This is a genomic window from Streptomyces sp. MA5143a (assembly GCF_900290235.1).
In the GTDB taxonomy this organism is placed as follows: Bacteria; Actinomycetota; Actinomycetes; order Streptomycetales; family Streptomycetaceae; genus Streptomyces.
This window is the reverse complement of record NZ_OLMK01000052.1, coordinates 1-12221: the sequence shown is the minus strand read 5'-3', so window position 1 is coordinate 12221 and position 12221 is coordinate 1. Positions and strand designations below refer to the sequence as shown.

Below are 12221 nucleotides of genomic sequence, written 5' to 3'. Positions count from 1 at the left end.
GATCGACGCCTCGGTGCGGCTCGGCAAGGTCATCTGTGTGACGGACCCCGACATGGCGGCCGCGCGGGACGCCGCCGTGCTCGCCTCTGCCGACGGCGGGCGACAGGCACACGGACCCGCGCTCCCGCTGCGGCGAGGCGCCCTCTACCAGCGCCTCGGGGCGTTCCCGGCGCCACCCGCGGGCGAGGTCGTCCCGCAGGGTACGGTCGCGCGGGGCACGGAACGCGGCCTGTTCGACGACGTGGTGGGCACGGGTTTCGTCGCCCTGACGACGGAGGACCCCGCATCGGTGTTCGGCGAGAAGGAGCGCGCGCTGCTGGAGGATCTGGGCACCCGGATCGTCCGGATCACGGAACCAGGAGCCACCGGCGGACACACATCCGACGACCTGGTCGACGTGGACGGCGTGTACGTGCCGTATCTCCGCCGTGCGGGCGCCCGCTGTCTGCTCGTCCGCCCGGACTACCACGTCTTCGGCGCGGCGCGCAGTTCGGGCGAGGTCGCGAGGCTGGTCTCCGAACTGTGCGGACAGCTGTTGTTGACAGGACGTCAGGTCGCGCGGTGACGCTCCGGCACGAGGAGACCGGAAGAGGCGAGAGGGGGGACCGGTGAGCGAACGGAGACCAGCGATCTTTCTCGGGATCGACATCGGCGGTACGAAAGTCGCCTTCCGCGCCGAGGACGCCGACGGACAGGAGGTACGCCGCTCGTCCTTCACCTGGGCGCCCGAGGCGGACCTCGACGAGGACGTGGACCAGCTGCGCCGCCATCTGCGGGAGCTCGGACTCGACGCGGCCCGGGTGACCGGGGTCGGCGTCGCCCTGCCCGCGACGCTCGACGCCACCGGCCGGGTCACGGCCTGGCCCAACCGGCCGGCCTGGGTGGGCCTCTGCTGGCTCGACCTGCTCGCGGAGTTCTTCCCGTCGGCGGAGGTCTGCTGCGCCGACGACGGCGACCTGGCGGCGTTGGCCGAGGCAGGCCACGCCGCCTGCGCGGACGTGCTCTACGTGGGCGTGGGCACGGGCATCGGCGGCGGACTGGTCCTCGGCGGGCGGGCGCACCCGGGTCTCGGCACGGGCTCCTGCGAGCTGGGCCACGTGGTCATCGACCGCTCCGGCGCACGCTGCACATGTGGCCGGCGCGGCTGTGTGCAGGCGGAGGCGTCCGGCCCCGCGATCCTGCGCGGTGCCGCGCGGCTCCGGGGCCGCCCGGTGTCCTTCCAGGAACTGGGCGAGGGAGTCCTGAACCGTGTCCCCTGGGCCGTCGGTGCCGTGGAGCACGGATGCGCGGCACTGGCCGTGGCGGTCACCGGTGTCGTGGAGCTCGTGCAGCCGGAGCTGGTGATCGTCGGTGGCGGCTTCGCGGCGGGGGTGCCGGGCTTCGTCGACGTGGTCGAGGCGCATCTGGCCTGCCTGGCCAGACCGGGGCAACGGCTGCCGGAACTCCGGCTCGCGGCACTCGGAGGGGAGTCGTCACTGTACGGCGCCGTCCTGGCCGCACGCGGGCTCGCCGCACGGGACCGTCCGAGGCCGGCCTCGCGCGCATCATGGCGCTGAAGCGGCTTCGAGGACGGCGGCGTCGAGTCCTTCGAGCGCGCGCCTGCCACATTCCCGAGCGCTGCGTACAGTAGCCGCGCGCCCGAAGGGCAGCAGCATCAGTGCTGGGGAGGTCGCCACGTTGTTCGGGTCACGGACCGGATTCGGTTTGGAGTTCCACGTCGAACGCGAACCGTACCTGCTGTGCGTCGACATCTTCGTCGGCGGGCTCCATGTGAACACGTGGGACAACGCGTTCTACCCGCCGCTGCTGGTCAAGAAACTCAAGGACGAGCTCAGTCGCCTTCGCACGCCGACCGCGCGGCCGGCGGGGTTCACCTCGCCGCTCAAGGCGTTTCGCCTTGTCGAGGACTGGTGGTCCGACGACGCCGGTTCGGCGACGGCATCCGCGGCCGGGGCGGAGCTCGAGAGGTACCACTTCCTCGATTGGGGCGAGTGCACCGATGAGGTGCTCGCGTTCGCGTTCCCTGACGGGGACCAGGTGCACCTCGCCTGTCGGATGCGCGAGGGAGGCGGTGTCGCCTGGGGCACGGAGGCCAGATGTGAGCCGACGGTGGTGTCGGTGAGCAGGACGGTGCTCGTCGAAGCTCTGGAGGGCGCCCTCGTCATCGCTGAACGCGAGTGGTCCGCCCGGCTCGCCGCCGGCAAGGCCCATGAGACCTGCGGCGGCGGGGACGTGTCGAGCGCGCGTTCTTCCTGAGACTTGTTCTCGTAAGCGGTCGTGGCCCAGTGCGACGAGATCGCTGACTCCGTTGGTGTCGGTGCTGCCCGTGGGAGGCGTGGCGAAGAGCGGTTCGAGGGGGTGGGCGTACTGCGCCACCGGCCCCGGTCGGTGCGTGGTCAGGGTTCGGAGGGGGACGGGATCGCGCCGGTAACGGCGGGGGCGGGCCGTCGTCGGCGGCGGGCGAACACCGCCAGGGCCAGCAGGGTGAAGGCGTACGGGAGTGCCGAGACCAGCTGGGACGGCACGGAGAGGTTGCCGAGCTGGACGGCGAGGGCTTCGGCGGCGCCGAAGCCGAGTGCGGCCAGGAACACGCCCCAGGGGCGGAGCATGCCGAGGTACACGGCGGCCAGCGCGATGTAGCCGCGGCCGGCGGTCATGTCGGTGACGAAGAAGGAGACCGCCCCCATGCTGAGGAACACCCCGGCCGCTCCGGCGAGGGCGCCGCTGAGCGCCAGCGCGATGAACCGCACCCGGCCGACGCGGATGCCGACGGACCGTGCCGCGTCCGGGACCTCGCCGACCGCGCGCAGGTGGAAGCCGAACCGGGTCCGCAGCAGTAGCCAGGCGACCGCGGGAGCCGCCGCGACGGCGAACCAGGTCATGAGGTTCTGGCCGCCGATCACGGTGCCGAGGCCCGGGACGTCGCCGAGCAGCGGCAGGTCGACCGTGGGCAGTGTGCCGCTGCGCAGTCGGCTGGTGCCGCCCTTGTCACCGAGCAGCGCGTACACGGCGTAGGCGGTGGCGCCGGACGCCAGCAGGTTGATGCCGATGCCCGCGATGATGGCGTCCGCGCCCAGGTGAAGGTGCAGGACGCCCAGGAGCAGTGCGAGCAGGCAGCCCGCAGCGATACCGCACGCGGCGCCCGCCCACACCGAGCCGCTGTACCCGGCGACCAGCGCGCCGGTGCAGGCGGCCGAGAGCATCGACCCCTCCAGCGCGATGTTGGGCACACCGGCCCGTTCGGCGATCAGACCGCCCAGGGCGGCCAGCACGTACGGTGTGCAGACCCGCAGCACCGCGGCGAGGAACCCGGCGCTGAACACGACGTCGAGAACCGGACCCATCAGCGGGCCCCCTTCCGCGCGAGATACCGCTTGACCAGGTCGGGCAGCGCACGCGCCGTGACCAGGAGGACGATGACGGCCTGGATGATGATCACTGTCTCGGAACCGACGTCCGTCTGCTGTTCCATCACGTCACCGCCGACGCGCAGATACGAGTACAGGAGCGCGGCGCCGACCACGGCGATCGGGTTGTTGCGTGCGAGCAGGGCGACGACGATGCCCTCGAAGGCGAGGCCGCCGGCCATGTCCGGCTGAAGGCCGCCGTAGATCCCGAGGACGAGGTGCGCACCCGCGAGTCCGGCCAGGGCGCCGCCGAGGACGAAGCTCCACTCGATGGTCCGGGGCACGTCGATGCCGCCGTACCGGGCGAACGACGGGTTCGAGCCGGTCATGCGGATGCGGTAGCCCAGGGGTGTGCGGGCGAGCAGGAACCATACGGCTGCCGCGATCGCCAGCATGCCGAAGAGGCCGACGTTGGCATGGTCGAGCGGGACGCCGAAGAGGTGCGTGAGGAGCGGGAGGGCCGCGTCGGGGCGGATCGGGGCGGACTGGACGGCCGCGCTCGACGGTGCCTTCAGATGGTCCGTCAGCAGCCAGTCGAAGAGGCGTACGACGACGGCGTTGAGCATCAGGGTGGCCACGATCTCGTTCGCGCCGAGCCGTGCCTTCATCACTCCGGGGACCGCGCCGAGCGCGCCGCCGACGAGGGCGGCCGCCGCGAGCGGGACGAGGACCGCGATGACCGGCGGGAGGTGGAGGTTGATGGCCACCAGCGCCGCCGCCAGCGCACCGGTGTACACCTGTGCCTCCGCGCCGAGGCTGATCTGCCGGGCGCGGAAGGGGATGGCGACGGACAGGCCGAGCAGGGCAAGTGTGGTGGCGTCGGCGAGCCAGCGGCCGATGCGGGGCGTCCGCTCCAGTGGGCCGGTGAGCAGCGCGTCCATGGCACCGGAGGCGTCCTTGCCGGTGGCCAGGACCACCAGGAAGGCGATCAGGACGGCCACGACGACGGTGAGCACGGTCATCGACAGCTCCACCACCGCCGAGCGTCGCCTGGCGGTGAGGAAGTCGCGGCGGCCCTCCTGCTCCGTGGCGGGCGGAGTCTCGGCGAAGGCGCGCCGGTCGTCGGCGGCATTGCGGGGAAGGGTGGTCATGGGGTGCCTGCCGGGGTGAGTCCGTGGGCGATCCGCCCGGCCGGGTGGTGTTCGACGCCGAGCATGTAGAGGCCTGCCCGCTCCTCGGTGAGGTCGGCGGGATCGTCGAACCGGGCGGTCAGGCGACCGTCCTTGATGACCAGGAGCCGGTCCGAGAGCGCGAGCAGTTCGCCGAGGTCGGCGGAGACGAGGAACACCGCCGCGCCCGCGTCGCGGGCCTCGATGAGCCGTTCGTACATGAAGTGCATGGCGCCGATGTCGACGCCCCGCGTGAGTTGGGCGGCCAGCAGCACCCGGGGGCCGGCGGACAGTTCGCGGGCCACGATCACCTTCTGCAGGTTGCCCCCGGACAGCGCGCCGACCGGTACCGCCGGGTGCGGGACCCGGATCGCGTAGCGCTGGATGAGTTGCTCGGCCAGCCGCCGTGCCCGGCGCGTGTGCAGGCGCCCGCGCCGGGCGAGCGGGGGGCGGTCGTGGCGGTCGACGATCAGGTTGTCGGTGACGGACTGGTCCAGGGCCGCGCCGTTGGCTAGGCGGTCCTCGGGGACGTGGGCGATGCCGGCCGCGCGGTGGGCCGCCGCGTCGAGCCGGGTGACGTCGGTGTCCTCGACGGTCACGGATCCCGTGGTGGGCTGCCGCAGTCCGGCGAGGATCTCGACGAGTTCGGTCTGCCCGTTGCCCTCGATCCCGGCCAGGCCGACGATCTCGCCTGCGGCGACGTCGAAGGAGACGTCGTGCAGGGGCTGTCCGTCTTCCGGCCCGGAGTGGAGGGAGCGCACCCGCAGCACCGGCGCCCCGGGACGGGCAGGCGGCCTGGAGACGTCCAGGGACAGCTCGCGGCCCACCATCATCGTCGCCAGCTGGGCGGGCGTGGACTCCTCGGTGCGGACGGTGCCGGTCACGCGGCCCGCGCGCATGATGGTGACGTGGTCGCTGATCTCCCGTACCTCTTTGAGCTTGTGCGAGATGAACAGCACGGTCATACCGCCGTCGCGGAGCCGGCGTACGGCCTCGAACAGGTCGCTGGTCTCCTGCGGGGTGAGCACCGCCGTGGGCTCGTCGAGGATGAGGATCCGGGCGCCCCGGTGCAGGGCCTTGAGGATCTCGGCCCGCTGCCGCATGCCGACGCTCACCGACTCGGCTCTCGCGTACGGATCCACCGACAGCCCCGCGTCCTCGGCGAGGGCCGCGGTGCGCTCGGCGGCGGCCGCGCGGTCGACGCGGGCCGCCGGGCCCGGCTCCACGCCCAGGACGACGTTCTCGGCGATGGTGAACGACGGCACCAGCATGAGGTTCTGGTGCACCATGCCGATGCCCAGCGCGATGGCGTCCTGGGGGGTGGAGAGCCTGACCCGCTCACCGCGGACCCGGATCTCACCGCTCGACGGCTGTTCCAGCCCGTACAGCAGTTTCATCAGCGTCGACTTGCCGGCGCCGTTCTGTCCGACGATCGCCCGTATCTCGCCCCCGGCCACCCGCAGGTCGATGTCCTGCGCGGCCCGGGTGCCGTTGGGGTACGTCTTGCCCAGGCCCCTGACGTCCAGGGCGAGCGGGGGTTGCTGCTGGTCCACGAGGCTCCTTCCGGCCCGAGTCGTGCTCAGAAGGCCGACGGGACCGTGACCGCGCCGGACGCGATCTTCGCCGCCTGGTTCTTGAGCTCGGTACGCAGAGCCGCCGGCACCAGCTTCTCGAAGCCCGCGTTGTCCACGTAGCCCACGCCGTTCTCGGTGAGTCCGACCGCGGCGGGCTTGCCGTAGGCGAGGCTGCCCGACTTGTTCTGCTTGGCCGCCAGATACAGGGCGCTGCCCGCGTTCTTGAGGATGGAGGTGACCACGGTCTGCTGCTGGGCGGGGTCGGTGAGGGTCTTGGACTGGTCGGAGTCGACGCCGAAGGTGTACCGCTTGGCGGCCACGGCGGACTCGAACACGCCCAGGCCCGAGGAACCGGCCACCGGCCACACCAGGGCGGCGCCCTGCTCGTACATGGACGAGGCGATCTCCTTGCCCTTGGCGGGGTCGCCGAAGGGGTTGCCGCCGCCCACGTACTGGACCAGAACTCCTGAGGACGGATTTCCGCCGGCCGCCTTGAAGCCGGCCTTGAAGCCCACCACGAAATCCTCGATGACCGGGATCTTCACCCCGCCCATCACACCGACCTTGGAGTCACCGGTGGCGCCGGGAAGGGCTTTCCCGGCCACGAGCTTCTCGGCGAGGAATCCTGCCAGATAGGCGGCCTCGTTCTGCTTGAACGTGACCGAGTACACATTGGCGCACTTGTTGGAACAGCCGTTCTTGCCCGTGTAGTCGACGGTCGAGTCGAAAAGCCAGAACTTCTTGTCCGGGTACTCCGGGGCCAGCTCGGATATGAAACCGGCCGTGTCCACGGTGCCCGCCGCCAGGACGTCGTAGTCGTCGCCGGACGCGGCGTCCTCGAATCCGGACTGCCACTTCGTGCGGTCGCTGCCCAGCTCCACCACCTTGAGTGAGTAGCCGAGGCTCTCCGCCTTCTTCAGGCCCGCGTACGCGGAATCGAAGAAGGAGCGGTCGCCGAGGGTTCCGTTGATCACGAACTTGATTCTCGGTTTTCCGGAATTCGAGCCGCTCGACGCGGTGTCGGATCCGCCGGAGGCACCGCAGCCGACGAGAACGGCGGACAGTGCCGTCACGGCCCCCAGAATTCTGATCTTGTTCATGTTCCGGTACTCCTTGCTCATCGATGGGACTTTCGGGCATTGCGTGCGACTGGCCGAAAGCTATGCAATGCAAAACGTTTTGGCTATGCGTGTCCGTGCTACGAGTTCGTTTCGGTCGCGGCGGTCAGTGCCGTCGCGGCGATGATCAGGGCGCGGTCGAATTCCGCCTCGCGCTCCTCCGGTGTGAGCGTCTCCTCGTGGCGGACGTGGTCGGTCACCGTCAGTACGGCCAGGGCCCGGCCGCCCTCGGCGGCGGCGGTCGCGTAGAGGCCGGCCGCCTCCATCTCGACGGCCAGCGTCCCGTGCGCCGCGAGCCGCTCGAACAGATCGGGTCGCTGGAGATAGAAGTGGTCGCTGGTGAGGACGGGGCCGACGTGCACGCCCGCGCCCTGCCCGGCCGCGGCCTCGCTCGCCGCCGCGGCCAGCTCGAACGTCGCCGTGTGGCTCAGCTGCACACCGGGGATCCGCTGTGCGCTCATCGCGGAGTCGGTGTGCGCGGCGGTGGCGACGACCACGTCGCGCAGTGCCACCGAGGACGGGATACCGCCGCAGGTGCCGACGCGGGCGATGGCGCGCACGCCGTAGACGCGGAAGAGTTCGGTGGCGTAGATGGTGATGGAGGGCATCCCCATGCCCGAGGCCAGCACGGACAGCGGTCGCCCGCGCCAGGTGCCGGTGTACCCCTCGATGCCCCGTACCTCGGTGACCAACCGGGCGTCCTGGAGGAAGTCCTCCGCGATCCGGCGGGCCCGGCGCGGGTCGCCCGGCATGAGGACCTGGGGCGCGAAGTCGCCCGGGGCCGCGGAGATGTGGGGAGTGGCCATCAGACTTCCCGCCTCTCCCGCACGGAGGCGGCCGGGGTAAGGGGCTCTCCGCTCAGCCAGCGGACGAGCCGGTCCCACAGCACCGGGTAGCCGTCCCAGGCGAGGAAGCCGGGCGGGGCCCAGTGGGGCGCCAGGTCGGAGGTGAAGGCCGCGGACCTCCCGGCCCCGTACCGGCCCACCACCAGCAGCGGGTGGCCGGCGCAGTCGGCGAGCAGTTCGGCGCCCTCGCGCACCGCCACCTCGTTGAGACCGAGCAGATCCGGCCAGCGCTGCTCCAGCCCGTCGACCACCGGATGCGGCGAGACCAGCCGGGGTGCGGCCCCGGCGGGCAGCTCCACCCGGTCGTCCCGGTCGTACAGGTCCACGGGCAGCGCCGCGGCCAGCGGGGTACGCCCCCAGCGGGCCTTGGCGTCGATGCCGGTGAAGGTGAGATAGCCGCCGACCATCAGCAGACCCCCGCCGCCCTCGACATAGGCCCGCAGCAGTTCCGTGCGGTCGGGGGTGGGCAGCGAGTGCGCGAAGGTGGGGGGCGTCAGCTGGAAGCTGTTGGCTCCGACATCACTGACGACCACGGCGTCGTACCCGGCGAAGCCCTCGACCGAGTCGGGCAGCTCCGCGTCGATCCGGTGCGCGGGCACATACGTCACCCGGTGGCCCCGGTCACGCAGCGCGTCGAGGAAGACCGCCGCTCCTTCGACGTACTCACTGGTGTGGAAGGAGTCGAACCCCTTCTGGTGGACGGAGTGGGTGAACCATGACTCACCCACGACGAGGACATGCGGCATCGTGACTCCTTGCTTCTGGTGCGGTGATGGTGTGTGAGGGAGGAGCGGGGCGGGCGCGGGTCGGCGCACCGCGGCCGTGCCGGCGCCGGTGCGGGTCAGCGCACCGCGGCCGTGCTGGCGCGCGGCTTGAGCCGCACGGGCAGGATGTGGCGGGAGGCGGGCGGCACCTCGCCCCGGTGGACGTACTGGAGCAGCTGGGCGGCCGCGGTCCGGCCGATGTCGTAGGCCGGCTGGTGAACGGTGGTGAGCGACGGGTGCACCCGGCCGGCGAGCATGATGTCGTCGAACCCCGCCACGGACACGTCGTCGGGGACACGCAGTCCGGCGTCCTCCACGGCGGCGACGGCACCCAGGGCCATGAGGTCGTTCGCGGCGAACACCGCCGTGAAACGCCCCCGCCGACCGGACTTGCGCAGGGCGTCCGCCACCGCGTCGTAACCGGAGCGCTCGACGAACGCCCCTTCGACCTCCGTGACCCCGTCCGCCCCGAACGCCTCCCGGAAGCCCGCGATCCGCTCCACGCTGCTGACCAGGTCCGCCGGCCCGCTGACCGCCAGCGCCCGGCGGTGGCCCAGCGTCCTGAGGTGCTCGCCGATCAGCTGCCCGCCCCTGCGGTGGTCGGCGGTGACCAGGACCGTCTCGTCCTGGAGGCCCGGTACCACCTCGTCGGCGAGGGCGATGGGGAAGCGGCCGAGCAGCGAGGCCAGCCGGTCCCGGGAGGGCATCGAGCCCGCCGCGTAGACCATCCCGTCGATGAAACGGTTGCGCAGCAGTTGCAGGTAATGGTCCTCACGGGCCGGGTCGAACTCCGTGTTGCACAGGATGACGCCGTAGCCCAGGTCGTGGCCGGCGTCCTCCACGCCCTTGGCGAGTTCCGCGAAGAACTGGTTGGTGATATCGGGCACCAGCAGGCCGATGACGTTCGTGGCACCGGCCTGGAGACTGCGGGCCGTGGACGCCGGGACATAGCCGAGCCGGTTCACCACGGCCCGTACCCGCTCCGCGGTCTCCTCCGCGACCGGCCGGTTGCCGCTGAGCACGTGGGAGACGGTCGTCGGGCTCACCCGGGCCGCCGCCGCCACGTCCTTGATCGACGCGGGCCGCCGTCTGCGGCGCCCGTCGTCCTCCGGCTCACGGGTCATAGTGCTGCACCGCCCGTCCGTGCGAGGTGTCGAGGAGCGCGGACACCCTCGCCTCGATCCCGGCCAGCAGTCCGGGCACGTCCGCCGTCAGCAGACGGCCGTCGCGTACGACGACCCGCCCGTCCACGACGACGTCGCGCACATCGCTCGCCCGGACGCTGTAGACCAGCGCCGCGACCGGGTCGTGCAGCGGACGGCAGTGCGGGCCGCGCAGGTCCATCAGTACGATGTCGGCCGCCCTGCCCACCTCCAGCGCGCCGATCCGGTCCCCGAGACCGAGCGCCCTCGCTCCGCCCCGGGTGGCCACCCGGATGGTGTCCGAGACCGTCATCCAGGTGGCGTCCCGTTCCGCCTGCTTCTGCGTCAGCGCCACCAGGCGCATGGCCTCCCACACGTCCAGCGTGTTGTGCCCGGCGGCCCCGTCCGTGCCCGCGGCGACGGGCACCCCGGAGGCCAGCAGGTCCCGGACCGGGGTGAGCGGATGCAGGGCGTGCTTGAGATACACCTTCGGGCAGCAGGCGACCGCGGTCCGGTCCCGGTGGGCCGCCAGGCGGGGCAGGTCCGGCTCGGTGATCCCGCACCCATGCGCGATCAGCGCCCCCGCGTCCAGCACACCGGTCCGCTCCAGCACCTCGACGGGCGTGACACCGAGCCGGGCGAGGCTCGATGTGGTCTGCTCCAGGTGCTCGGCCGCGTGGATGTGGACGCGCAGTCCCGTCTCCCGGGCCAGGGCCGCGACCCGGGCGAGGTCGTCCTCGTCCACGGTGTACGGCGCGTGCGGCCCCAGCGACGCCCTGACCCGTCCGCCACCCGCGCCGTGCAGGGCGACGGCGGTCTCGGCAGCGCGCTCCAGGGCTTCCCGGCCGCTGCTGCTGAAGTAGGTGGGAGCGATGTCGGCCCGGATGCCGGTGGCGACGGCGGCCTCCGCGATGCGCTCGGCGTGGAAGTAGTGGTCGGCGAACGCGGTGACCCCGGAGAGCAGCATCTCGGCACATGCCAGTTCGGCCCCCAGCCGGACGTCGGCCGCGGTGAGGTTGACCTCCATCGGCCATACCCGCTCGTTGAACCACGCCTCGACGCTGACGTCCTCCGCCGCTCCGCGCATCAGGACCATCGGGCTGTGCGTGTGGGCGTTCACCAGGCCGGGTACGGCGAGAAGCCCGCAACCGTCGAGGATCTCGGCGTCGGCATGCCGGGGGCCGGTGCCCGCCGGGCCGATCCACGCGATGTCGCCGTCCTGGACGAGGATGTCCTGGTCGTCGCGCACCTGGCAGGGCCCCAGCTCGGGCACGTCGAGCACCGAGCAGGACGTCACCATCAGTCGTCGCATGCCGCCTGTCCTTTCGTTGGCAGCAGACGCTAAGGACCCAAAACGTTTTGCACAACCGTCGCCCGTCCCAGCCGTGCCCGCGTTGTCAGCGGGGGCAGGAATGATGCGCTGCGTGACTGATCAGCGGTACTCCCGGCTCGCTGCCGAGCATCTTCCCGGCGATCTCGCCCAGCGCTGGTCGGCGCTGCTGCGGCCCTGCCTACGTCTTCGTCGGGCGGTGGACGGCGAGCAGGTCGTGGCTGCCCTCGGCGGGACCCCGGAGCTTCCGGCAGGAGTCGGCTGGCCACGGTGGCCCGGACGCGGGCCACTGTCCTTCGTCGCTTCGGTGCGGTGCGCCGCGCTGCCCCGCGAGGGGCTCACTGAGCAGTTCCCGCGGGAGGGGACCCTGCTCTTCTTCTTTTTCGACGGTCAGGTCGACGAGGACGCCATCGTCTCGGCTGACGACCCCGAGACCTGGGCGGGGGCTCAGGTGCTGTACGTTCCGGAGAACGCTCCCGTCCTCCCGGCTGAGGTGCCCTGGGAGTTGGAGGCGTCCGCACGGGTGGAGCTGTCCGCGGAGACGGAGCAGAGCGCCCCCGACCTGTGGCTGCCCCAGACCCGGCGGGCCCTGCTCGGCGATACCCGGCCCTGGCCCCACCCTCGCGCGACCCCGGCCGAGCTCAAGCCGTTCGTCCGCGCCTTCGGCCGCCTGCGCACCCGGATCGGCCACCAGATCGGCGGCCACGCGGTACCCGTCCAGGGCCCGGTGGAGTACGACATCGCGAACGCGGCGCTCGGCGGCTCGCACCAGTGGGGCGAGCGGCCCCTGGACCAGGAAGCCGAGCGCTGGGTGGTGCTCGCCCAGTTCGACAGCGACGCAGACGCGAGGACGGCGTGGGGCGACCAGGGCACCCTCTACTGGCTCATCCGCCCCGAGGACCTAGGGCGTGTTGCGAAAGTCCCGTCTGCCC

General features: G+C 71.9%; 11 protein-coding genes and 1 pseudogene. 4 read left to right on the top strand and 8 right to left on the bottom strand.

The features are described from left to right. The 3 genes and pseudogenes from SMA5143A_RS24095 to SMA5143A_RS24085 form a co-directional block, all read left to right on the top strand. Positions 1-565: pseudogene (locus SMA5143A_RS24095) on the top strand (bifunctional 3-(3-hydroxy-phenyl)propionate/3-hydroxycinnamic acid hydroxylase); the annotation flags it as partial. A 43-nt stretch (positions 566-608) separates the two neighbouring features. After that, positions 609-1556 carry an ROK family protein gene (locus tag SMA5143A_RS24090; protein ID WP_258193701.1) on the top strand — a complete coding sequence of 316 codons (948 nt, stop codon included), beginning with the start codon at positions 609-611 and terminating at the stop codon, positions 1554-1556. Between the two features lie 214 nt (positions 1557-1770). Continuing rightward, positions 1771-2256, top strand: coding sequence for a hypothetical protein (locus SMA5143A_RS24085; protein ID WP_258193700.1), 486 nt, complete (start codon positions 1771-1773; stop codon positions 2254-2256). A 140-nt stretch (positions 2257-2396) separates the two neighbouring features. On the opposite strand, the gene SMA5143A_RS24080 is transcribed toward SMA5143A_RS24085, so the two are convergent. The 8 genes from SMA5143A_RS24080 to SMA5143A_RS24045 form a co-directional block, all read right to left on the bottom strand. Next, entirely contained in the window at positions 2397-3344 is a 948-nt protein-coding gene (locus tag SMA5143A_RS24080) for an ABC transporter permease (protein WP_107464945.1), read from the bottom strand. Beyond that, positions 3344-4498: an ABC transporter permease gene (locus SMA5143A_RS24075; RefSeq protein ID WP_107464944.1), complete on the bottom strand. Its 1155-nt coding sequence runs from the start codon at positions 4496-4498 to the stop codon at positions 3344-3346. The genes SMA5143A_RS24080 and SMA5143A_RS24075 overlap by 1 nt, the downstream gene beginning before the upstream one ends. Further along, positions 4495-6069: an ABC transporter ATP-binding protein gene (locus SMA5143A_RS24070; protein ID WP_258193699.1), complete on the bottom strand. Its 1575-nt coding sequence runs from the start codon at positions 6067-6069 to the stop codon at positions 4495-4497. Before SMA5143A_RS24070 ends, SMA5143A_RS24075 begins: the two co-directional genes overlap by 4 nt. A 26-nt stretch (positions 6070-6095) precedes the next feature. Then, the gene (locus SMA5143A_RS24065) at positions 6096-7190 is read right to left on the bottom strand and encodes a BMP family lipoprotein (RefSeq protein ID WP_107464947.1); all 1095 of its coding nucleotides are present in this window, start codon (positions 7188-7190) and stop codon (positions 6096-6098) included. Positions 7191-7288: 98 nt separating this feature from the next. Then, complete coding sequence (gene deoD, locus SMA5143A_RS24060) at positions 7289-8014, bottom strand: purine-nucleoside phosphorylase (RefSeq protein ID WP_107464943.1); 726 nt, start codon at positions 8012-8014, stop codon at positions 7289-7291. Beyond that, a complete protein-coding gene (locus SMA5143A_RS24055) occupies positions 8014-8799 on the bottom strand; it encodes a glutamine amidotransferase (RefSeq protein WP_107464942.1) in 786 nt (261 codons plus the stop codon). Before SMA5143A_RS24055 ends, deoD begins: the two co-directional genes overlap by 1 nt. Before the next feature lie 95 nt (positions 8800-8894). Further along, positions 8895-9941, bottom strand: coding sequence for a LacI family DNA-binding transcriptional regulator (locus tag SMA5143A_RS24050; RefSeq protein ID WP_107464941.1), 1047 nt, complete (start codon positions 9939-9941; stop codon positions 8895-8897). Then, positions 9931-11271: an amidohydrolase family protein gene (locus SMA5143A_RS24045; RefSeq protein WP_107464940.1), complete on the bottom strand. Its 1341-nt coding sequence runs from the start codon at positions 11269-11271 to the stop codon at positions 9931-9933. Before SMA5143A_RS24045 ends, SMA5143A_RS24050 begins: the two co-directional genes overlap by 11 nt. Positions 11272-11383: 112 nt before the next feature. On the opposite strand from SMA5143A_RS24045, the gene SMA5143A_RS24040 reads away from it, so the two are divergent. Beyond that, a partial coding sequence (locus SMA5143A_RS24040) for a YwqG family protein (RefSeq protein WP_258193698.1) occupies positions 11384-12221 on the top strand: 838 nt, incomplete at its 3' end.